Source organism: Myroides injenensis M09-0166 (assembly GCF_000246945.1).
Classification (GTDB): domain Bacteria; phylum Bacteroidota; class Bacteroidia; order Flavobacteriales; family Flavobacteriaceae; genus Flavobacterium; species Flavobacterium injenense.
The window spans coordinates 1-19,752 of record NZ_BAEX01000045.1 but is presented as its reverse complement, the minus strand read 5'-3'; the positions used below and the strand labels follow the sequence as shown (position 1 = coordinate 19,752).

19 protein-coding genes are annotated in these 19,752 nt (G+C 31.5%); 6 read left to right on the top strand and 13 right to left on the bottom strand.

The genetic code is table 11. The features are described 5' to 3' along the window. Positions 1-3 precede the first annotated feature (3 nt). On the bottom strand, positions 4-447 hold the full coding sequence (locus RH98_RS08775) for a nucleoside deaminase (protein WP_010253175.1): 444 nt from the start codon (positions 445-447) through the stop codon (positions 4-6). A gap of 70 nt (positions 448-517) precedes the next feature. Between RH98_RS08775 and RH98_RS08770 the strand changes: the two genes are divergently transcribed. Genes RH98_RS08770 through RH98_RS08760 form a run of 3 tightly spaced genes read left to right on the top strand, consistent with a single transcriptional unit; the run spans position 518 to position 4,191 of the window. Continuing rightward, positions 518-2,284, top strand: coding sequence for a 1-deoxy-D-xylulose-5-phosphate synthase (locus RH98_RS08770; protein ID WP_010253173.1), 1,767 nt, complete (start codon positions 518-520; stop codon positions 2,282-2,284). Between the two features lie 3 nt (positions 2,285-2,287). Further along, positions 2,288-3,478, top strand: coding sequence for a DUF3078 domain-containing protein (locus tag RH98_RS08765; RefSeq protein ID WP_010253171.1), 1,191 nt, complete (start codon positions 2,288-2,290; stop codon positions 3,476-3,478). A gap of 11 nt (positions 3,479-3,489) precedes the next feature. Continuing rightward, positions 3,490-4,191 (top strand): porin family protein, encoded by a 702-nt coding sequence (locus RH98_RS08760; protein WP_010253169.1) that lies wholly within the window; start codon positions 3,490-3,492, stop codon positions 4,189-4,191. Positions 4,192-4,198: 7 nt separating this feature from the next. On the opposite strand, the gene RH98_RS08755 is transcribed toward RH98_RS08760, so the two are convergent. The 7 genes from RH98_RS08755 to RH98_RS08725 form a co-directional block, all read right to left on the bottom strand. Beyond that, entirely contained in the window at positions 4,199-4,594 is a 396-nt protein-coding gene (locus RH98_RS08755) for a hypothetical protein (protein WP_010253166.1), read from the bottom strand. A gap of 231 nt (positions 4,595-4,825) precedes the next feature. Further along, complete coding sequence (rpoN, locus tag RH98_RS08750; protein ID WP_010253163.1) at positions 4,826-6,280, bottom strand: RNA polymerase factor sigma-54; 1,455 nt, start codon at positions 6,278-6,280, stop codon at positions 4,826-4,828. 110 nt (positions 6,281-6,390) lie between these two features. Then, the gene (gene asnS / locus RH98_RS08745) at positions 6,391-7,824 is read right to left on the bottom strand and encodes an asparagine--tRNA ligase (RefSeq protein WP_010253160.1); all 1,434 of its coding nucleotides are present in this window, start codon (positions 7,822-7,824) and stop codon (positions 6,391-6,393) included. A 218-nt stretch (positions 7,825-8,042) separates the two neighbouring features. Beyond that, on the bottom strand, positions 8,043-9,143 hold the full coding sequence (locus RH98_RS08740) for a Glu/Leu/Phe/Val dehydrogenase dimerization domain-containing protein (protein WP_010253157.1): 1,101 nt from the start codon (positions 9,141-9,143) through the stop codon (positions 8,043-8,045). A 121-nt stretch (positions 9,144-9,264) separates the two neighbouring features. Further along, positions 9,265-9,828, bottom strand: coding sequence for a ribosome recycling factor (gene frr, locus RH98_RS08735; protein ID WP_010253153.1), 564 nt, complete (start codon positions 9,826-9,828; stop codon positions 9,265-9,267). Between the two features lie 8 nt (positions 9,829-9,836). Beyond that, positions 9,837-10,556 carry a UMP kinase gene (pyrH, locus tag RH98_RS08730; RefSeq protein WP_010253150.1) on the bottom strand — a complete coding sequence of 240 codons (720 nt, stop codon included), beginning with the start codon at positions 10,554-10,556 and terminating at the stop codon, positions 9,837-9,839. Positions 10,557-10,604: 48 nt separating this feature from the next. Then, positions 10,605-11,396, bottom strand: coding sequence for a patatin-like phospholipase family protein (locus RH98_RS08725; RefSeq protein ID WP_010253147.1), 792 nt, complete (start codon positions 11,394-11,396; stop codon positions 10,605-10,607). A 70-nt stretch (positions 11,397-11,466) separates the two neighbouring features. Between RH98_RS08725 and RH98_RS08720 the strand changes: the two genes are divergently transcribed. Then, a complete protein-coding gene (locus tag RH98_RS08720) occupies positions 11,467-12,069 on the top strand; it encodes a thioredoxin family protein (RefSeq protein ID WP_010253143.1) in 603 nt (200 codons plus the stop codon). Between the two features lie 66 nt (positions 12,070-12,135). Here RH98_RS08720 and RH98_RS08715 read toward each other — a convergent pair whose 3' ends face one another. Further along, the gene (locus RH98_RS08715; RefSeq protein WP_010253140.1) at positions 12,136-12,759 is read right to left on the bottom strand and encodes a YiiX/YebB-like N1pC/P60 family cysteine hydrolase; all 624 of its coding nucleotides are present in this window, start codon (positions 12,757-12,759) and stop codon (positions 12,136-12,138) included. An 816-nt stretch (positions 12,760-13,575) separates the two neighbouring features. Between RH98_RS08715 and RH98_RS08710 the strand changes: the two genes are divergently transcribed. Then, positions 13,576-13,965 (top strand): hypothetical protein, encoded by a 390-nt coding sequence (locus RH98_RS08710; RefSeq protein ID WP_010253137.1) that lies wholly within the window; start codon positions 13,576-13,578, stop codon positions 13,963-13,965. A 116-nt stretch (positions 13,966-14,081) separates the two neighbouring features. Here the strand turns inward: RH98_RS08710 and truB are convergent, their stop codons facing one another. From truB to RH98_RS08690, 4 genes are read right to left on the bottom strand one after another with little or no spacing between them, the layout of a single operon-like run. Then, positions 14,082-14,798 carry a tRNA pseudouridine(55) synthase TruB gene (gene truB / locus RH98_RS08705; protein WP_010253134.1) on the bottom strand — a complete coding sequence of 239 codons (717 nt, stop codon included), beginning with the start codon at positions 14,796-14,798 and terminating at the stop codon, positions 14,082-14,084. Beyond that, complete coding sequence (locus RH98_RS08700) at positions 14,798-15,607, bottom strand: undecaprenyl-diphosphate phosphatase (protein WP_010253131.1); 810 nt, start codon at positions 15,605-15,607, stop codon at positions 14,798-14,800. The genes truB and RH98_RS08700 overlap by 1 nt, the downstream gene beginning before the upstream one ends. 23 nt (positions 15,608-15,630) lie before the next feature. Then, positions 15,631-15,858: a DUF3098 domain-containing protein gene (locus RH98_RS08695; protein WP_010253128.1), complete on the bottom strand. Its 228-nt coding sequence runs from the start codon at positions 15,856-15,858 to the stop codon at positions 15,631-15,633. 8 nt (positions 15,859-15,866) lie between these two features. Further along, positions 15,867-16,748, bottom strand: coding sequence for a cell division protein FtsX (locus RH98_RS08690; RefSeq protein ID WP_010253126.1), 882 nt, complete (start codon positions 16,746-16,748; stop codon positions 15,867-15,869). 174 nt (positions 16,749-16,922) lie between these two features. Between RH98_RS08690 and leuS the strand changes: the two genes are divergently transcribed. Next, positions 16,923-19,736, top strand: coding sequence for a leucine--tRNA ligase (leuS, locus tag RH98_RS08685; protein ID WP_010253123.1), 2,814 nt, complete (start codon positions 16,923-16,925; stop codon positions 19,734-19,736). The last annotated feature ends 16 nt before the right edge of the window (positions 19,737-19,752 follow it).

Below are 19,752 nucleotides of genomic sequence, written 5' to 3'. Positions count from 1 at the left end.
TTTTTATTTTCTTTTTCTTGTAAAAAAGCGCTGCATTAACTCAGCACATTCATTTTCTAATATACCAGATATAACCTCTGTTTTAGGGTGTAATTGAGCTCCCATTATTTTATATCCTCTTTTTTCATCAGATGCACCAAATACAATTTTACTTATTTGGCTCCAATATAATGCCCCAGCACACATCTGACAAGGTTCTAAAGTTACGAATAAAGTGCAGTTTTTTAGATACTTAGCTCCTAAATAATTTGCTGCTGATGAAATAGCTTGCATTTCTGCATGTGCTGTGACGTCATAAAGTAGTTCAGTAAGGTTGTGACTCTTAGCTATGATTTGATTGTTTGCTACTATAATCGCACCGACTGGAATTTCACCATCTTCGTAAGCTGACTTTGCTTCATTTAACGCAATTCTCATATAGTACTCATCTGTAAAGATATCTGCCATATTTCTGTTAACATTATTAACTCTCAAAAGTAAAAACAAAATTGTAATTTTGTGGCTATTTGTTAAAAGTATGTTGAATAATATCTTACAAAACATAAAAGATACTACTGACCTGAAAAAGTTAAAATTAAAAGATTTAGATCAGGTAGTTAAAGAACTGCGCAATGCAATTATTGAAATTGTAGCATCTAAAGAAGGACATTTAGGTGCAAGTTTAGGCGTAGTTGAGCTTACTGTAGCTTTACATTATGTTTTTAATACTCCTGATGATTTACTTATATGGGATGTCGGGCACCAAGCTTATGGACATAAGTTATTAACATCAAGATATGATGTTTTTCATACGAATAGACAAAAAGATGGAATAAGTGGTTTTCCTAAACGAGAGGAGAGTGTATATGATGCTTTTGGTGTGGGGCATTCTTCTACTTCTATCTCTGCTATTTTAGGAATGGCTATTGCTTCCAAATTAAAAGGAAATACTGAGCGCCAACATATTGCTGTTATAGGGGATGCATCTATTGCTTCAGGAATGGCTTTTGAAGGTCTAAACCATGCAGGTGTAGCTGATGCAAATGTATTAATCATATTGAATGATAATGCAATAGGAATAGATCCTAGCGTAGGAGCGTTGAAAGAATATCTCTCAGCTGTTAAAATAGGTGACAATCCATTAGATAACAATATGATTAAGTCTTTACTTTTTGATTATACAGGGCCTATCGATGGACACGATTTACCAAAGTTAATTGCAGAATTAAAGAGATTAAAAAAGAAAAAAGGTCCACGATTTTTACATATTATCACCACAAAGGGTAAGGGGTTAAAGCAGGCTGAGATTAATCAAGTAAAATATCATGCTCCAGGTAAGTTTAATAAAGAAACTGGAGAGTTGATTAAAAGTACTGATGGTCTTTATCCTGCAAAGTATCAAGATGTATTTGGACATACTCTTGTAGAGTTAGCTAAAAGTAATGATAGAATTGTTGGTATCACACCAGCTATGCCTACCGGGAGTTCGTTAAAATTTTTGATGGATGTATTACCAGAAAGAGCTTTTGATGTTGGTATAGCCGAGCAACATGCAGTTACTTTGGCTGCAGGCATGGCAACGCAAGGACTAATACCATTTTGTACTATTTATTCCACCTTTTTACAGCGGGGTTATGACCAGGTTATTCACGATGTTGCTTTACAGTCTCTTCCTGTCGTTTTTTGCATAGATAGAGCTGGTTTAGTTGGCGAAGATGGTGCAACTCATCAAGGGGTTTATGATATAGCTTATCTGAATTGTATACCTAATATAATCATTGCTGCTCCAATAAATGAATGGGAACTAAGAGATTTATTATATACAGCACAATTGCAGAATACCAAACCTTTTGCTATAAGATATCCTAGAGGAAAAGGAGTGTTAAATCACGATTGGCGAAAAAGTTTTGAGAAAATTGAAATAGGAATTGTCAAAGAATTGCAAAAAGGAGATAAATTTGCAATATTATCTACTGGTACGATTGGTAATAATGTTATCAATGCTATGAAAAAATGTACAAATACTAGCTGGTCGCATTATCATTTTCTATTTGTAAAACCCTTGAATGAGGAAGTATTACATACAATATGTCAAGAGCATGAAAAGATCATTACTGTAGAGGATGGCGTTGTAATAGGAGGTTTTGGAAGCATGATTTCACAGTTTGTAGCAAAAAACTACCCTAATGTTCGTGTAGAAAATTTAGGGGTAAAAGATCAGTTTGTTGAGCATGCTACAATTGATGAACAGCAAGAATTAAATGGGATTGATACAAAAACAATTTTAAACATTATTAATAAGTAAGATTTGGAAAAGTTTACAAAAGGTTTTTTAAGTATAGTTTTTTTGACTTTGTCTATGCCATTAATGGCACAAGTAGATAAGCCAGTCACTCAAATTGAAGTCGATAATATAAAGAAAGATACTTTATTACTTCAAGAAAATCCGTTTAATCCCTTAATGGGATTTTTACCAATGGAAAACTATAGTAATAACAATATTTTTTACGGAAACAATCAAGGTGATATGCCTTATTTTAAGCCTGAAATATTTGTTAAGGCAAGTAAACCTAAGTTTTCAAAAATTAAAGTAAATTATAATCCTAATATAGATTTAAGGGTTTTGCCAGTTAATAATGAAATAGTTGGGTATTGGGAAAAAAAGAATAAACTAGGACTTGATTTTAATCAAATAGCTTTTGTTAACTGGAGTGCAGGTGGGGATAACTCTATTTCGGGTATTCTTAAAGGTGAATTTGCAAGGAAATTTATAAAAGGAAGATTGAGTTGGGACAATACGCTTAGTGTTCGTTATGGAATAAATAAACAATCTGATCGTGAATTAAGAAAAACGGATGATGTTCTTGATTTTAATTCAGTTTATGGTTATAAATCTTCGGCCATTTCAGATTGGTATTATGTAGCAAAATTAAATTTCAAAACACAATTTACTGACGGTTTTAATTATCCAAACACTGATGATCCAATATCTAGATGGATGGCACCTGCTTATTTATTTGTGGGTATTGGGGCGGAGTATATGGCGCCAAAATCGGGATTAAAATATTATATTTCACCATTGACATATAAGGCAACTTTTGTAATGGATCAAACACTTGCTGATCAAGGATCATTTGGTGTAGATGCTGCAAAGAAAGATGATTTAGGGAATATTATAAGAAAAGGTAAACGTTATAAAGCTGAAATAGGTTTCCAGTTAAGTAATGAATGGAAAAAGGAAATCTTCAAGAATATCTTCTTAGAACATAAGTTAACTTTGTATAGTGACTATGTAGATCGTTTCGGAAATATTGATGTAAATTGGGAGTTAAAGATTGATTTAAAAGTGAATGATTACGTACGTGCAAATGTAGGTACTTATTTACTCTATGATGATAATATCAAAAACAAAGTGGAGCGTAATGGTGTTCAGGTGATGGAAGGCCCTAAAGTTCAGTTTAAACAAACTTTAGGAGTTGGTCTAGTTTACTCCTTTTAAAAATAATAATTATGAGTAGATACATTATAATAACTATCTTTTTTTTATGTAGCTTTTTTAGTCATTCCTACGCTCAGGAAAGTAATAGTGTAGAAGCTATAATAAATGATTCTATAAAGAATTTAGATCTCAAATATAGAGAAGATCAATTTTATTTTGGTGTAACTCATACCTTATTACAAGATAAACCAACGGGTTTTTCGCCTAATTCTTTTTCCATAGGGGTGAATATGGGGTTTTTAAGAGACTTTCCTATAAATGAAAGCCGCACTATCGCAATAGCACCAGGAGTAGGATATTCATATTTGAATCTTAGAGGAAATCTTGGTCTTAATATAGATGATCAACACATGATCTTAGATAAGTACAAAAAAAGCGCACTATCTCTTCATGCCATAGATATACCCATTGAACTTAGATGGCGTAATTCAACTCCTGAAAGTCATAAGTTTTGGCGCGTCTATCTTGGTTTTAAAGCTAGCTATATCTTTTCTGATAGGATGAAAACAAAAACCTCTGAATATTCTACTATTTATAGAAATGATGAAAACATCAATAAATGGTTATATGGTGTTTATGCCTCAATTGGATTTAACACATGGAATTTCTATATGTATTATGGGTTAAATAATGTTTATAAAAAAGATGTTATTATAGGAGATAGTCAGCGTTTACGCTTGCTAAATGTAGGATTAATGTTTTATATTCTTTAGCGGCTTATTACTGAATAAAATAGAAAAAAAGCTGAGGTAAGCATCCACATAATGCTCCTAAAATAATTTCTGTAGAGGTGTGTGCCTTTACAAACAATCTCTGACTAGCTACAATCCCTGTTATTAATACTAACCCAATTAAAAGTATAAGATTTGGTGTTTGATACTTTATCATCATATAAACAACAAATGAGATACTTGATAGTAGTAAAGCTATATGAGCACTTGCCTTTTTCTTTAAGAAGATAAATAGGAGTAAGAGGATGTAGGTATATATTAATCCCCATATATATACTTTTAGTTCATATGCACTATTATTATATAAAATAAAGTCTTTTAAAGTTATTAATAAGAAGACATTGATAAAAAAAGGAATAATACGTTCCTTAGGCTTATCCACCATTATACTTGAGTTTAAGATTCTCAGAGATTTTAAGAGAATATAAATAGAGATAGGTATGAATAGTGTTATTATGCTAAATTGACTTAATATTACTGCTATTTCTAAGCGATTAAAGTAATAGTGCGTGAAGTAGAAATACAGCAATACTGTGATCAAGGGTACTATGATCGGATGAAAGACAATCGAAATGATGGGAAATAGCCTTTTCATACGACTAATTTTTAATAGTAATTAAATACGTTTACGCATACGTGCAACTGGAATATCTAATTGCTCTCTATATTTTGCTACAGTACGACGAGCAATAGGATAGCCCTTTTCTTTTAAAATTTCAGCTAGTTTATCGTCTGGATAAGGTTTTCTTTTATCTTCTTCTGTTATTATATTTTCTAATATCTTTTTAACTTCAATAGTAGAAACCTCTTCTCCTTGATCATTTATCATTGCTTCAGAAAAGAAATCTTTTATTAGTTTAGTACCATATGGAGTTTCTACATATTTGCTATTAGCTACTCGCGATACTGTTGAAATATCTAAACCTATAACCTCTGCAATATCTTTTAATATCATTGGTTTTAATTTAGTTTCATCTCCTGTTAAAAAGTAATTGTATTGATAATCCATGATTGCATGCATAGTAACAAAGAGAGTCTCTTGGCGTTGTTTTATCGCGTCAATAAACCATTTAGCGCCATCCAATTTTTGTTTAATGAATTGCACTGCATCTTTTTGCGAATTATTATTTGCAGAGTCTTTATAAGTCTGCAACATATCTTGATAATCTTTAGAAACGTGTAATTCTGGAGCATTTCTTCCATTTAAATGAAGCTCTAACTCCCCATCAACTATTTTTATTGTAAAATCAGGAATAACATGTTCTACTATTTTAGTATTACCTACATATGCACTTCCAGGTTTAGGATTTAGTTTTTCTATCTCATCAATAGCAGAACGTAATTCTTCTTTAGTAATCCCATATTTTTGCAATAACTTATCATAATGTTTTTTAGTAAAAGCATCGAATTGATGTTCAATGATATTTATTGCTAACTCAGTACTAGAAGTAGGTGTTTTATGTTTCAGTTGTAATAATAAACATTCTTGTAAATTTCGAGCACCAACACCAGAAGGCTCTAAATCTTGTACTATGGTAAGAATTTTTTCAACTGTAGCTTCATTGGTATATATTCCTTGGGTAAATGCTAAATCATCAACAATATCTTGTATATCTCTTCTTAAATAGCCCATATCGTCTACACTTCCAACAAGAAATTCTGCAATAGCTTTATCTTCGTCATTTAACATGAAAGTATTTAGCTGATTGATTAGATCTTGATGAAAGCTCTCAAATGCTATAATCGGCGATTCATAATCATCGTCATCTTTACTATAATTATTAGCTTGTAACTTGTAATCTGGCGTTTCATCGTCGCTTAAATATTCATCTATATTGATATCTTCTGCTTCAATCCTTTCGTTATCATAATCATCATAAGGATCTTCATACTCTTCTACTTCATTATTAGTATCAGTTTCTTTACCACTTTCTAAAGCAGGATTCTCAATAAGTTCTTCTTTTAGCCTTTGTTCAAAGGCCAAAGTAGGCAACTGAATAAGTTTCATCAACTGAATTTGTTGAGGAGAAAGCTTTTGTGATAATTTTAGTTGAAGACTTTGTTTAAGCATTATTATGAAATTTTTACCAATAAAAAAATGTTTACTTTATGACATTTCCTTTCTTCAAAAATAAGAAAAAAATGTCATAAAGTAAACATTATATAAGAGTTTAAATCGCTTTAAAACTCTGCGTTTTGTGGAGTTCTAGGGAATGGTATTACATCTCTAATATTTGTCATACCTGTTGTAAATAGAACTAATCTTTCAAATCCTAAGCCAAAACCACTATGTGGTGCAGTTCCAAATTTTCTAGTATCTAAATACCACCATAGTTCTTCTTCATCGATACCAAGTTTCTTCATTTTCTCAAGTAACACATCATATCGCTCTTCTCTTTCTGAACCTCCTACGATTTCACCAATTCCTGGGAATAAAATATCCATCGCTCTTACAGTTTTTTCATCTTCATTTAATCTCATATAGAACGCTTTAATTTCAGCAGGATAATCAAATAAGATTACTGGGCATTTAAAGTGTTTTTCTACTAGATAACGTTCATGCTCACTTTGTAAGTCTGCTCCCCATTCGTCAATAACGTATTTAAATTTTTTATTTTTATTTGGTTTGCAGTTTCTTAAAATATCAATCGCTTCTGTATAGCTTACACGTTTGAAGTTATTGTCTATTACGAATTGTAATTTTTCTAATAAAGACATTTCACTTCTTTCCGCCATAGGTTTGTTTTTTTCTTCCTCTTTTAAGCGTTTATCTAAAAAGATTAAGTCATCTTCACATTTTTCTAATGTATAGCGTAATACAGATTTAATAAAATCTTCTGCTAAATCCATGTTGTCATCCAAGTCGTTAAAAGCAACTTCAGGTTCGATCATCCAAAACTCTGCTAAGTGACGCGACGTGTTTGAATTTTCTGCACGGAATGTCGGTCCAAAAGTATAAACTGACCCTAATGCCATTGCATATGTTTCAGCTTCTAACTGACCAGAAACTGTTAAGTTGGTAGTCTTTCCAAAGAAATCTTCTTTAGTATCTACTTCACCTTGTTCATTTTTAGGAAGGTTATTTAAGTCTAAAGCCGTTACTCTGAACATTTCTCCGGCACCTTCTGCGTCAGATCCTGTAATGATAGGAGCATTGAAATAGAAGAAACCATTATCTTGAAAATATTTATGTACAGCAAATGCTAATGTACTACGTACACGCATAATTGCTCCAAACATATTTGTTCTAATTCTTAAGTGAGCATTTTCACGCAAAAATTCAAGTGAATGCTTTTTAGGTTGTATAGGATACTCCTCAGGATTAGCTTCACCATAAACCTTTAATTTAGAAACTTGAATTTCTACATTTTGACCAGCTCCTTTGCTTTCTACTAATGTTCCTGTGATAGATAATGCTGATCCTGTGTGAATTTTCTTTAATAATTCTGCTGGAAATTTTTCCAAATCAAGGACGCACTGAATATTATTGATAGTAGAACCATCATTCAAAGCAATAAACTGATTGTTTCTAAAGGTTTTTACCCATCCTTTTGCTTTTACTTCATGCAGAAGGTTCTTCCCCGTTAGAAGATCTATAATTTTCGTATGTTTCATTGTGAATTATATTTTAATCAATATATCTATCTAGATAATAGGTGCAAATTTAGTAAAATTCTATTGATTATTGAAGCCTAATATATAACATATAGAGTAACTACTACTTATTACGGAAATGAAATATTGTGTTTAATGAAAACTATATTATTTTACAGTCTTATTTGTATTTGATGATCAAAAAAAAGCAACCTATTTTATGGTTGCTTTTATGTTTCTTACTTATTTTCTTTTTTCTTTTTGTTAATTCTTTCTTCTGCTTTTTGCATTGCAGCATGTTGTGGAGTAATATTTTTTTCTTTTGCATGATGCAATACTTCTAGGGCAGTATTGTATATATTTTCTGTTCTTTTTAAAGCTTCATCTTGTCCATAGTTTACAATCTCACCAAAGACATTAATTATTCCTCCTGCATTAATTAGAAAGTCTGGCGCATATACGATACCTCTATCTTTTAATATTTTACCATGTACGTTTTCTACGGCTAACTGATTATTTGCTGCTCCAGCAATTACTCCTGCTTTTATTTTATTTACAGTGTCATCGTTAATCGTTGCTCCTAAAGCACAAGGTGCATAAATATCCATTTCCTCAGCATATAAATCATTACCAGTATAAATTTTGGCATTGTATTTTTTAGCTACTTCTTCTAATTTTTCTTTATTAATATCTGTGATTGTTACAATAGCTCCATTCTCTGTCAAATGTTTTACTAATGTTTCTCCCACATTACCGATACCTTGAACAAAAACTTTTTTACCTTCTAGATTATCAGAACCATATTTGTAATTTGCCGCAGCTTTAAGCCCCATAAATACTCCATAAGCAGTCACAGGAGAAGGATTACCCGAACCTCCAAGTTCTTTTGAAATACCAGTAACGTGTTTTGTGATTGTATGAATTAGATCCATATCTTCGGTTGTCGAACCTACGTCTTCAGCAGTGATATATCTACCACTTAAAGAATCAACATATTTTGCAAATGCCTTGATCATTTCTGGAGTTTTATCTTTTTTAGAATCTCCAATGATTACCGCCTTTCCACCACCTAAATCTAAACCAGATATAGCCGATTTATAGGTCATCCCTCTTGATAATCGTAAGACATCATTTAAAGCTTCCCATTCTGATTGATAATTCCACATTCTTGTTCCTCCTAACGCTGGTCCTAATGTAGTATCATGTATACCGATGATGGCTTTTAATCCAGATTCTTTATCATGACAAAAAACAATTTGTTCGTGATTATCAAAAGATTGTTGTCCGAATACAGGATTTGTTTTTTGTAGTTCTTCGAGTGTATAAGTTTTTGTAGTCATATCATTTATGATATTATGGATTAATAATACTCATAAAATTAAGTAAACTTATTGAACTACAATATGATAAAAGTTAAGTTTTGAAGATAGATAAAAAAAAATCCGCATTACTGCGGATTCTTTAAACTTTAAGAATTTCTGCCTCTTTAACAGCAAAAATTTCATCTATTTTCTTGATGTAATTATCAGTTAATTTTTGTATTCTGTCCTCTGCATCTTTACAAATATCTTCTGAAACACCATTTTTTTCTTCTTTTTTGATATCGTTGTTAGCATCTTTTCTAACGTTTCTAATACCAATTTTAGCATCTTCTGCTTCAGATTTGGCTTGTTTTACCAATTCTTTACGTCTTTCCTCTGTTAATGGCGGAATATTAATGATAATATTTTCCCCATTATTCATTGGGTTTAGACCTAAATTAGCTATTAAAATGGCTTTCTCAATTGGCTGAATCATGTTTTTTTCCCATGGCGTAACAGAGATTGTTCTAGCATCAGGAACATTAACGTTTGCCACTTGAGATAATGGCGTTTGAGAACCGTAGTAATCTACGAATACTCCACCAAGCATTTGAGGATTCGCTTTTCCAGCGCGAATATTCAAAAGAGATTTTTCTAAGTGAGCAATTGATCCATTCATTGACTCTCTTGCTGTTTCGATAATTAAGTCGATTTCTTCTGTCATAGTAATAATTAATTAATATTTACTGATACAGTTGTTCCTACAGTATCGTTTCCTTCGCAAACTTTTAGTAAATTATCTTTTTTATTCATGTCAAATACAACAATAGGTAATTCATTTTCTCTACTTAAGGTAAAGGCAGTTGTATCCATTACATTTAATCCTTTTGTCAAAACATCTGAAAATGTTATTTTCTCAAATTTAATTGCTTCTGGATCTTTTTCAGGGTCTGCAGTATAAACACCATCTACTCGTGTACCTTTTAAAATAACATCTGCATTAATTTCTACTCCTCTTAGTACAGCAGCAGTGTCAGTGGTGAAATATGGGTTTCCTGTTCCTGCTCCAAAAATTACAATTCTACCTTTTTCAAGATGGCGTACCGCTCTTCTTTTAATATAAGGTTCTGCAACAGCTTCAATTTTTAGGGCTGTTTGTAATCTTGTTAGCATACCGTTGTCCTCTAATGCCCCTTGTAAAGCCATTCCGTTAATTACGGTAGCTAACATTCCCATGTAATCACCTTGAACGCGATCCATTCCTACATTGGCACCTGCAACTCCTCTAAAAATATTTCCTCCACCAATAACAATTGCAATTTCAACGCCTAAATTGTGAATTTTCTTAATCTCAGCAGCATATTCTGCTAATTTTTTAGGATCTATACCATATTGTTGATCCCCCATCAGAGCTTCTCCACTTAATTTTAGTAGAATTCTTTTGTATTTCATCGAAAGATATTTTTAAAGTTTTGCAAATATAGAGATTATATCATACTATTAAATAGCTTTTGTGAATTTATCTTGGTTTTGAAGATATGAATCTTTGGTTGCTTCATATCCTATTTCAAAAATTTTATCCATTTTTAATTTATTTCGTTCAAAAGTAGAATATTTTGTAAGTTCATGTGGCTCAATTAACCAATCACAAATTGTGCTTTGTTGTATATTGTTCATGGCAGTCATTAAATCATAAGCTCTTAAAGTAACTGCTCTTATCGAAGTTAGCTCTTCCTGATTCACTGTCTGCAAGGGACATACATTTACACCTATTATAAAATCACAATTATTTTTAAGTATTTTCGTTGGGAAATTATTGATTATTCCACCATCACTGAATATCATGCCATCAATTTCATAAGGGGAAAAAATGCCTGGAAAGGCACTAGATGCAAGAATTGCATCTGCTATTTTTGTGTTTTTATCGAAAAAGTGTAATGTACCTTTTGATATATCAGTTGCTGTAATATGAATTGGTATTTTTAAATCGCCTAAAGTTTTATTGGCAAAAACTTTATTTAAGTATTTATCAAAAGCATTTACGTCTATTAGTCCAGCTTTTTTAAGAGTGAAGTGCTGCCAATTAAAGAGATTAACCGATTTGAAAAAATCCAACATTTCTTTTGGATCCATTCCGATTGCATACAGGCACGAAACAATAGATCCAGCACTAGTACCTGCTATCTCTTTAGGTTGAATATTATTCTCATTTAAAAATTGTAATGCACCTGCATGGGCTAATCCTCTATAACCACCTCCCGATAGTGCAAGCCCAATGGTCTCTTTATTCATAGCCTCTTTACTTGAATTGATTAATGTAAAAACTGTATATTTGGTTTAACAAACAATAAATTTACACAAAATGACACAGATAGAACTAGGAACTTTAAATAAAAGTTTTAGGTATGATGATTTTCGTGCTTTCGTTACTGAGGCTTTAGAAAAAGATAGCAGCATTTTAGGATTAGATGAAGGATATTTAAAATATGCAGAATTAAATGAAGCAAGACTACATAGATTAGATAAGACTCTGAAAGTAGATGAGACTTTTGCTACAGCATTAAAAGATTTAAATAAAGAATATATTTGGATTGTTATCTCTGAAAGCTGGTGTGGTGATGCGGCTCAATCCGTTCCTATGCTTAATAAATTAGCTTCAGTTGGAGATAAGATTGAGATGTTAATCGTACTGAGAGACCAGAATTTAGAATTGATGGATCAATTCTTAACGAATGGGGGACGTGCTATCCCTAAGTTAATAATAGTAGAAAAAGCTACCAATAAAATTGTAGGTGATTGGGGACCTAGACCAAAAGGCGCTCGTGAATTAGTAGAGTCTTATAAAGCTGAAAATGGTAAATTTGATGAAACAGGAGCAATTGAATTACAAAAATGGTATGCTAAAAATAAGGGCTTTGAAGTTCAACAGGAAGTAGTAGACTTAATGTTATCAATCGATAAGTAATCATTATAAAGTAAAAAAGCTAAATAGAGTCTAATTAAATCTATTTAGCTTTTTTTTTGCTGTTAATTATTTTTGGATAATTCCTAGCATTGTAATTTTACTAGACAAAGTCATTCCTGCGGGATTACAACCAGGAAGACCTTCTGGTATTGGTTGGTTTAGCTTTTCAAAATATTCTACCCATACTGGGAAATAATCTTCAGTATGTTTTGATTTATAAGTCATTGGGTATAAGTAGAAAAAACCACTTCCTTTATTAGCATATTTAAAAGCTTCGTACAATAATTCAGAACAATAAAATTTACCATTATTTAGCAAATAGTTCTCATCATATGGCTTGCCTACTTGTAAAAGACTGTACTCTTTTGCTTTTGGTATTAACTTTTGGAATTTAGGATTTAGCCTACCTAGATACATTGATGTATTTGTCTTACTTAAAAAATCACTTAGAGGAGTGATACACACATTGGGAAAAGTAGCTTCGATCACTTGTAATTCTCCTTCATGTTCTATGACCATCCCTACATGGTTAAAATTTAGATCATCATAACCGATTGTAACTTCATTAATAGCATCACACAGTGGACCACATTGTAAATTTTGGAAAATTAAGTCCCCTTCCTGGAATTCTGTTTTTTGAGCAAATATGCTTGTCGATATTAAAATAAGTAAAAAAAATATCTTTTTCATTTTGATAGTTTTGAGGAGCTAATATAGTAGTTATGTATGCTACTTACAATTCTAAGCTTATAAAATTTCAATATTTTAGAGTTGATATTCTTTAGTGTAAACTAGGCTATTTTTATATTTGGATAGGGAATAAAATCTTTTTATTTATCAAAGTCATCTTGACTTTTTAGTTTTATGAGATTTCTTTATCTCTAAATAAATATTTTTATATGCTCCTGTGAATCAAAATATGTATCAGCATTAGTTAAAGGATTAATTATGTCTTCAGAATAAATTTATTTATCAAATAGATCCTTTATATATCAATAGGTTAGGAGGTTTTCTATAAATGCTTTAATCATCTGAGGAGAACAAAAAAAAACACCTCACTTTTTTTGAACTCTAAAAAACATATCTTATTAAAATACAGTACTTTATCTTAAAAATGGTTTATAGAGCTAAAATTGGGATGCTTGCTAAAGCTAGTGTTCATAAGCATTAGAGCTAAATCCTTCAACACTTCTTCAACACTTCCCCATGATTGCTCTATATAGAGGGCTATTTGTTGAAGGAGTCTTGAAGAACTGTTGAAGCATTGTTGAAAAAATCATTTACTCTATAGTTATAAAGGCATACATGGAATACTAGATTCCACGAACCATTTAAGGTATTTCAATTCAAAACGATTTTTAAATGGTTTATTTTTAAACTTTTTAAAAGTAAAATGGCTGTAATAAGATTTGCTTTACTAAGTATTTACTTAGCTTCCCTATTTTTTGAATTTATGAATCTTAAGTTCTATTACATTTGTTACAGAAGCTAATAATTATATGAATCATGATGAAGCGAATAGTATTTAATAATACATTTCTCTTACTTTTTCTCTATTTTTTAATTATCATTAAATTAGTTTCATGTGAATCTAAAAATGATAATAGTAAAGGAAATAGTGAAAGCGATACAATAGATACATTGCAAAACGAGATTAGGAATGATAGTTTTATTAATACTCCTTTTTTGGTAGAAGGGAATGATCAAATTGGTAATAAATACAAGGGTAAAATATACTTTAGAAATGACAATGGGGCTGGCTATCTGTGGAATGATAGCATTGATAAAATATATATAGATGTAAAAAGATCAATCGATGGAGGCTTTGAAGCGATAGATAGTGGAGGTAATCACTATGATTTACTACAAGTAGTAAAAACTTCTGATATTTGGTGACGAACTTAGAAAATGGTATATAATTGCTAATATACTTTTTAGAATATACGAAAGAAAGGGGAGGAGTCAATTAAATTTGACTCCTCCCCTTTAATATATATTAGACACAGTATAAATCAGTTTTCTGTGCTATTTTCTTTTTTTATATTGATTTCAAAATCATCTAAATTAATTGCATTAGCAACATCATAATCTCCTATTTTAGTTCTTCTAAGCGCACTTAAATGTCCTCCTGAATTTATCTTCTGACCAAAGTCAAATGCTAGAGATCTAATATAGGTACCTTTTGAACAAATTACGCGAAAATCAATATTGGGTAAATCAATCTTGGTAAGTTCAAATTCACTAATAGTAATTGAACGCAACGCAATTTCGACCTCTTCTCCTTTTCTTGCATGTTCATAAAGTCTTTTACCATCTTTCTTTAATGCTGAAAATATGGGTGGTTTTTGTTGAGTTTCACCTAAAAAAGATTTTCTAGTATTGTCTAATAGAATATCATTGATATGGTCTATAGGAAAAGTTTGGTCAATTTCAGTTTCTAAATCGTATGACGGTGTTGTAGCGCCTACTGTAATCGTCCCTGTGTATTCCTTTACTTGTCCCTGTAAGTCACTTATTTGCTTAGTAGCTTTTCCAGTACATACGATAAGTAATCCTGATGCCAATGGATCTAATGTTCCAGCATGGCCAACTTTAATTTTCTTTAAGCCTAGTTCTTTTTTCAATAGCCATTTTATTTTATTAACAGCTTGAAATGAGGACCAATGTAATGGTTTGTCAATTAATAGTATTTGACCTTGTTGAAACGCTTCAGCGGTGTAGTTTATCATTATTGCTTAATATATCCAAAATAAAATAATAGTATAGCTCCTGCTATAATTCGATAGTATCCCCAAGGTTTAAAACCGTATTTTTTAATTACTCCAATAAAGAATTTAATTGCTATGATGGATACGATAAAAGCTATAACATTTCCTAAAAGAAATAACTTTAAATTATCTGAGTTTTCAAGTAGTAATTCATAACCTATTTTTCCTGACTCATATTTTTTTAATACAATTGAATATACTGTTACAGCAGCCATAGTAGGAACTGCTAAGAAAAAAGAAAACTCTGCAGCCACTTGTCTTGAAAGCCCTTGTTGCATACCTCCAATAATAGATGCAGCAGATCTACTCGTACCAGGCATCATAGCTAAACATTGCCAAAAACCAATAGCAACAGCTTGTTTTACAGTAATATCTTCTTCTTTAAGTGTTTTAGGATGTTTGAAATACTTATCAATAAAAATTAATACAACTCCACCGACAATAAGCATAATTGCTATGTAAATAGTTGCACCAAGGACTTGATCAATTGCTTCGTCAAAAAGTTTTCCAAGTACTAAAGCAGGTATAACTGCGAAGACTAGTTTTTTGTAGAAGTTTAATTTACTGAAATCAAAAAACTTTCTCCAATATAGAGCTACCACAGCTAATATTGCACCAAACTGAATTGCAGTTTGAAAGAGTTTTACAAAGTCATCTTCTTGAATTCCGTAATAAGAACTTACAAAGATCATATGAGCGGTTGAAGAAACTGGTAGATATTCAGTTAGTCCTTCTACAATAGCTAGAAGGATGGCTTGTATTAAATCCATTGATTATGTTTTATAGTAAATATTTATTTTTTAAAGATTGAATAAATAGCAACTCCAATTCCTACAAAGAATAGCGTAGGAGCTAAATGTATTCTACGAAAACTGTAGATAGCTTCATTAAATTGAGTAGGATCATCATTTGAGGCACCAGACATTAAGATAAAGCTTAATGCTATAATTAGCAGGCTAATTATTAGCCATATGTAGTTCTGTTTTGTGAATAAAAACGTATTCTTATCTTGTTCTTTCATAATATATCTTAATATAAATCGTCAGATTTAAGGTTTAAAAATCGTTGTGTTGCAAAGTAAGTACTAATATTAGTAATAATTATTCCTGCTAATAATAATCCACAAGAAACAATTGCTAAAGGCATATAGTTTGTAGTAGGATCAAGTTCTAAATCAGGGAATTTATTATCTATATAAAAGACAATTGCTATAATTGCTACAATAGCTAGTAATGAAGCTATAATACCAAGTTTCATATTGTGAAATATGAACGGTCTGCGTATGAATCGCTTAGTAGCACCTACCATTTGCATGGTTTTTATTGTAAAGCGGCTAGAATAAATTAATAGACGTAATGAACTATTAATTAATAGCATGGCTATTATAGCAAATATTGCTGTTACGATAAGTACCCATGTTGTAATACGGTCAATATTTTCATTAACCAAATCAACTAATTGTTTGTCATATGAAATTTCGCTAATACTTGTAGTTTTAGTAAAGTCTTTTTCTATAAATGCAATACTATCTTTAACGACATAGTCTGCTTTTAGATGCAGATCAAAGGAATCTTGTAGTGGATTAAACCCTAAGAATTCTAAAAAGTTTTCACCTAAATCTTGTTGATGTTTTTCTGCTGCTTCTTCTTTTGATATGTATTTATAATCCTTGACAAAATTTGCTTTTGCTAGTTTTTTATCAAAATTATCAATATCTGACTTTGTAGCATTTTTATTAAAAAAAATGGTCATTGGAATACTCTCTCTGAAATTTTCAGATATCTTTCTAGCATTAATAACAAAGATACTCAGCGAACCGAGTAAAAATAAAACTAGGAAAATACTGAATATTACAGAAAAATAAGATGAGATCAATTTTCTCTTTTGATATTTTTCATATGACGTTGCCATAGGTATCTTTTTAAGCGTGTAAAAATAACAAACAAAAATGTTTTTCTATGATTATAACGATTAAAGTTTTCTAATTGTTATAAATATAGTTTATTTTTGCGTGAATAGGGATATAATATCGACTTTTGTCGATTAAAGATTTTTTGTAAAAACTACTTATTATAATTGAATAGCATGAAGTATAATCCAAATGAAATTGAGGCCAAATGGCAAAAATTTTGGAAAGAGAACCAAACTTTTAAAACTGATAATAATTCAGAAAAGCCAAAATATTATGTGTTAGATATGTTTCCTTATCCTTCTGGAGCAGGTCTGCACGTAGGTCACCCACTGGGATATATTGCCTCAGATATTTTTGCTCGTTATAAACGTCATCAAGGGTTTAATGTTTTACATCCGCAAGGGTATGATAGTTTTGGACTACCTGCTGAACAATATGCTATTCAAACAGGTCAACATCCAGCAATCACAACAGAAGAAAATATTGCACGCTATCGCGAACAATTAGATCGTATAGGTTTTTCATTTGATTGGAACAGAGAAGTGAGAACATCTAATGCGGATTATTATAAACATACTCAATGGATTTTTATTCAATTATTTAATTCATGGTATAATAAAGAAACTGACAAAGCGGAATCTATAACAACTTTAGTATCTAAATTTGATAAAGAAGGTAATTTAAATGTTGTAGCTGTTTGTGATGATAACATTCCTGTATTTACTGCTGAGCAATGGAAATCGTATTCTGATGAGGAAAAGGAGAAAATGCTTTTGAAGTATAGAATGACTTATTTGGCTGAGACAGAAGTTAACTGGTGTCCTGCTTTAGGAACAGTGTTAGCAAATGATGAGATTAAAGATGGTTTGTCAGAACGTGGAGGACATCCTGTAGTTAGAAAAAAGATGAAGCAATGGAGTATGCGCATTTCTGCGTATGCTGAACGATTGTTACAAGGATTAGAGGATATTGACTGGACGGAGAGTTTGAAAGAAAGTCAACGTAATTGGATTGGTAAGTCGGTAGGAGCTTCAATCGTTTTTAATGTAAAAGATCACGATGATACTATAGAAGTATTTACCACTAGACCTGACACAATTTTTGGTGTAAGTTTTATGACCCTTGCTCCAGAACATGATTTAGTGTCGAAAATTACTACTCCCGAACAGAAAGAAAAAATTGCTGCATATATTGACGCTACTTCTAAAAGAAGTGAGAGAGAGAGAATGGCAGATGTGAAAACTATATCAGGTGTATTCACTGGTGCATATGCAATTCATCCTTTTACAAAAGAACCAATAGAGATTTGGATTGGTGATTATGTTTTGGCAGGCTATGGTACTGGTGCAGTAATGGCCGTTCCTAGCGGAGATTCTCGTGATTATGCTTTTGCTAAACATTTTGATATAAAAATCAAAAACATATTTGATAAAGATATAAGTGAAGAAGCTTTTACAGAGAAAGAAGGCTTTGTTCTAAAAGATTCTGATTTTCTAAATGGATTAGATTATAAAGAAGCTACTATTAAAGCTATTGAGGCTTTAGTGGAATTGGGGCAAGGAAAAGGGAAAGTGAATTATAGATTAAGAGATGCGGTATTCTCACGACAAAGATATTGGGGAGAGCCATTCCCAGTATATTATGTGAATGGATTGCCTAAAATGATTGATAGTAAGTATTTGCCAATTGTTTTACCAGAGGTTGAAAAATATTTGCCAACAGAGGATGGGCAACCACCTCTAGGAAATGCAAATATTTGGGCTTGGGATACTGTTAATAATAAAGTTGTAGCAAACGAAAAGATTGATAATAAAACTATCTTTCCTATCGAGCTCAATACTATGCCAGGATGGGCAGGGTCATCATGGTATTGGATGCGCTATATGGATCCATCAAATGAAAGTGAAATTGCTGCACAAGATGCTTTGAAATATTGGCAGAATGTTGACTTATATATAGGAGGAAGTGAGCACGCGACAGGACATTTATTGTATAGTCGTTTTTGGAATAAGTTTTTAAAAGATCTTGGCGTAGCACCTACAGAAGAGCCTTTTAAAAAATTGATTAATCAAGGAATGATTTTAGGTACATCTGCTTTCGTATACCGAATTGAAGGTACCAATACATTTATTTCTAAAGATATGATAAAAGACGAGAAGGTACAGCAACTATATGCTTATGTAGGGTTGGTTAATTCATCGTCAGAGTTGGATACTGTGGCATTTAAGAAATGGAGACCAGATTATGAAAATGCTGAGTTTATTTTAAATCCTAGTGGGAAATATATCGTAGGGCATGAAGTGGAAAAAATGTCTAAATCTTATTATAATGTTGTAAACCCTGATGATATTTGTAATGAATATGGGGCAGATACTTTGCGTTTATATGAGATGTTTTTAGGTCCTTTAGAGCAAGCTAAGCCTTGGAATACTGCTGGTATTTCTGGAGTTGCTGGTTTCTTGAAAAAACTTTGGAGATTATATGCTGATGACAATGGTTTAGTAATAACAGATGAGGAACCTACTAAGGAAATGTATAAATCACTTCATAAAACTATCAAAAAAGTTGTTGAAGATATCGAAGGTTTTTCATTTAACACATCTGTATCTCAATTCATGATTTGTGTAAACGAATTAGGGCAACAAAAATGTCATCATAGAGCAATTCTAGAGCCTTTAGCAATAGTGATATCTCCCTATGCTCCTCATATTGCAGAAGAACTTTGGTCGATGTTAGGGCATGAAAGTTCTATATCTCAGGAGTCGTTTCCTGAATTTAAAGCTGAATTTTTAGTAGAAAGTTCAAAGGAGTATCCAGTTTCTTTTAATGGAAAGATGAGATTTAAGATTGAATTGCCACTTGATTTGAGTGAAGAAGAAATAAAGAAAATTATTCTAGATGATGAGCGTACACAAGCTCAACTAAATGGTAGAGAACCTAAAAAACTAATTGTGGTACCTGGTAAAATTATTAATATTGTTGGGTAACAATCATTCATAAAAA

Excerpts from the sequence above, each read along its gene's own strand:
- frr (WP_010253153.1), bottom strand. The coding sequence starts at position 9,828 with ATGACAGAAGAAATCGACTTAATTATCGAAACAGCAAGAGAGTCAATG.
- asnS (WP_010253160.1), bottom strand. The coding sequence starts at position 7,824 with ATGAAACATACGAAAATTATAGATCTTCTAACGGGGAAGAACCTTCTG.
- RH98_RS08770 (WP_010253173.1), top strand. The coding sequence starts at position 518 with ATGTTGAATAATATCTTACAAAACATAAAAGATACTACTGACCTGAAA.
- RH98_RS08715 (WP_010253140.1), bottom strand. The coding sequence starts at position 12,759 with ATGAAAAAGATATTTTTTTTACTTATTTTAATATCGACAAGCATATTT.
- RH98_RS08695 (WP_010253128.1), bottom strand. The coding sequence starts at position 15,858 with ATGAAAGAACAAGATAAGAATACGTTTTTATTCACAAAACAGAACTAC.
- RH98_RS08775 (WP_010253175.1), bottom strand. The coding sequence starts at position 447 with ATGGCAGATATCTTTACAGATGAGTACTATATGAGAATTGCGTTAAAT.
- RH98_RS08740 (WP_010253157.1), bottom strand. The coding sequence starts at position 9,143 with ATGACTACAAAAACTTATACACTCGAAGAACTACAAAAAACAAATCCT.
- truB (WP_010253134.1), bottom strand. The coding sequence starts at position 14,798 with ATGATAAACTACACCGCTGAAGCGTTTCAACAAGGTCAAATACTATTA.
- RH98_RS08690 (WP_010253126.1), bottom strand. The coding sequence starts at position 16,748 with ATGGCAACGTCATATGAAAAATATCAAAAGAGAAAATTGATCTCATCT.
- RH98_RS08700 (WP_010253131.1), bottom strand. The coding sequence starts at position 15,607 with ATGGATTTAATACAAGCCATCCTTCTAGCTATTGTAGAAGGACTAACT.
- pyrH (WP_010253150.1), bottom strand. The coding sequence starts at position 10,556 with ATGAAATACAAAAGAATTCTACTAAAATTAAGTGGAGAAGCTCTGATG.
- leuS (WP_010253123.1), top strand. The coding sequence starts at position 16,923 with ATGAAGTATAATCCAAATGAAATTGAGGCCAAATGGCAAAAATTTTGG.
- RH98_RS08760 (WP_010253169.1), top strand. The coding sequence starts at position 3,490 with ATGAGTAGATACATTATAATAACTATCTTTTTTTTATGTAGCTTTTTT.
- RH98_RS08755 (WP_010253166.1), bottom strand. The coding sequence starts at position 4,594 with ATGGTGGATAAGCCTAAGGAACGTATTATTCCTTTTTTTATCAATGTC.
- RH98_RS08725 (WP_010253147.1), bottom strand. The coding sequence starts at position 11,396 with ATGAATAAAGAGACCATTGGGCTTGCACTATCGGGAGGTGGTTATAGA.
- rpoN (WP_010253163.1), bottom strand. The coding sequence starts at position 6,280 with ATGCTTAAACAAAGTCTTCAACTAAAATTATCACAAAAGCTTTCTCCT.
- RH98_RS08720 (WP_010253143.1), top strand. The coding sequence starts at position 11,467 with ATGACACAGATAGAACTAGGAACTTTAAATAAAAGTTTTAGGTATGAT.
- RH98_RS08710 (WP_010253137.1), top strand. The coding sequence starts at position 13,576 with ATGATGAAGCGAATAGTATTTAATAATACATTTCTCTTACTTTTTCTC.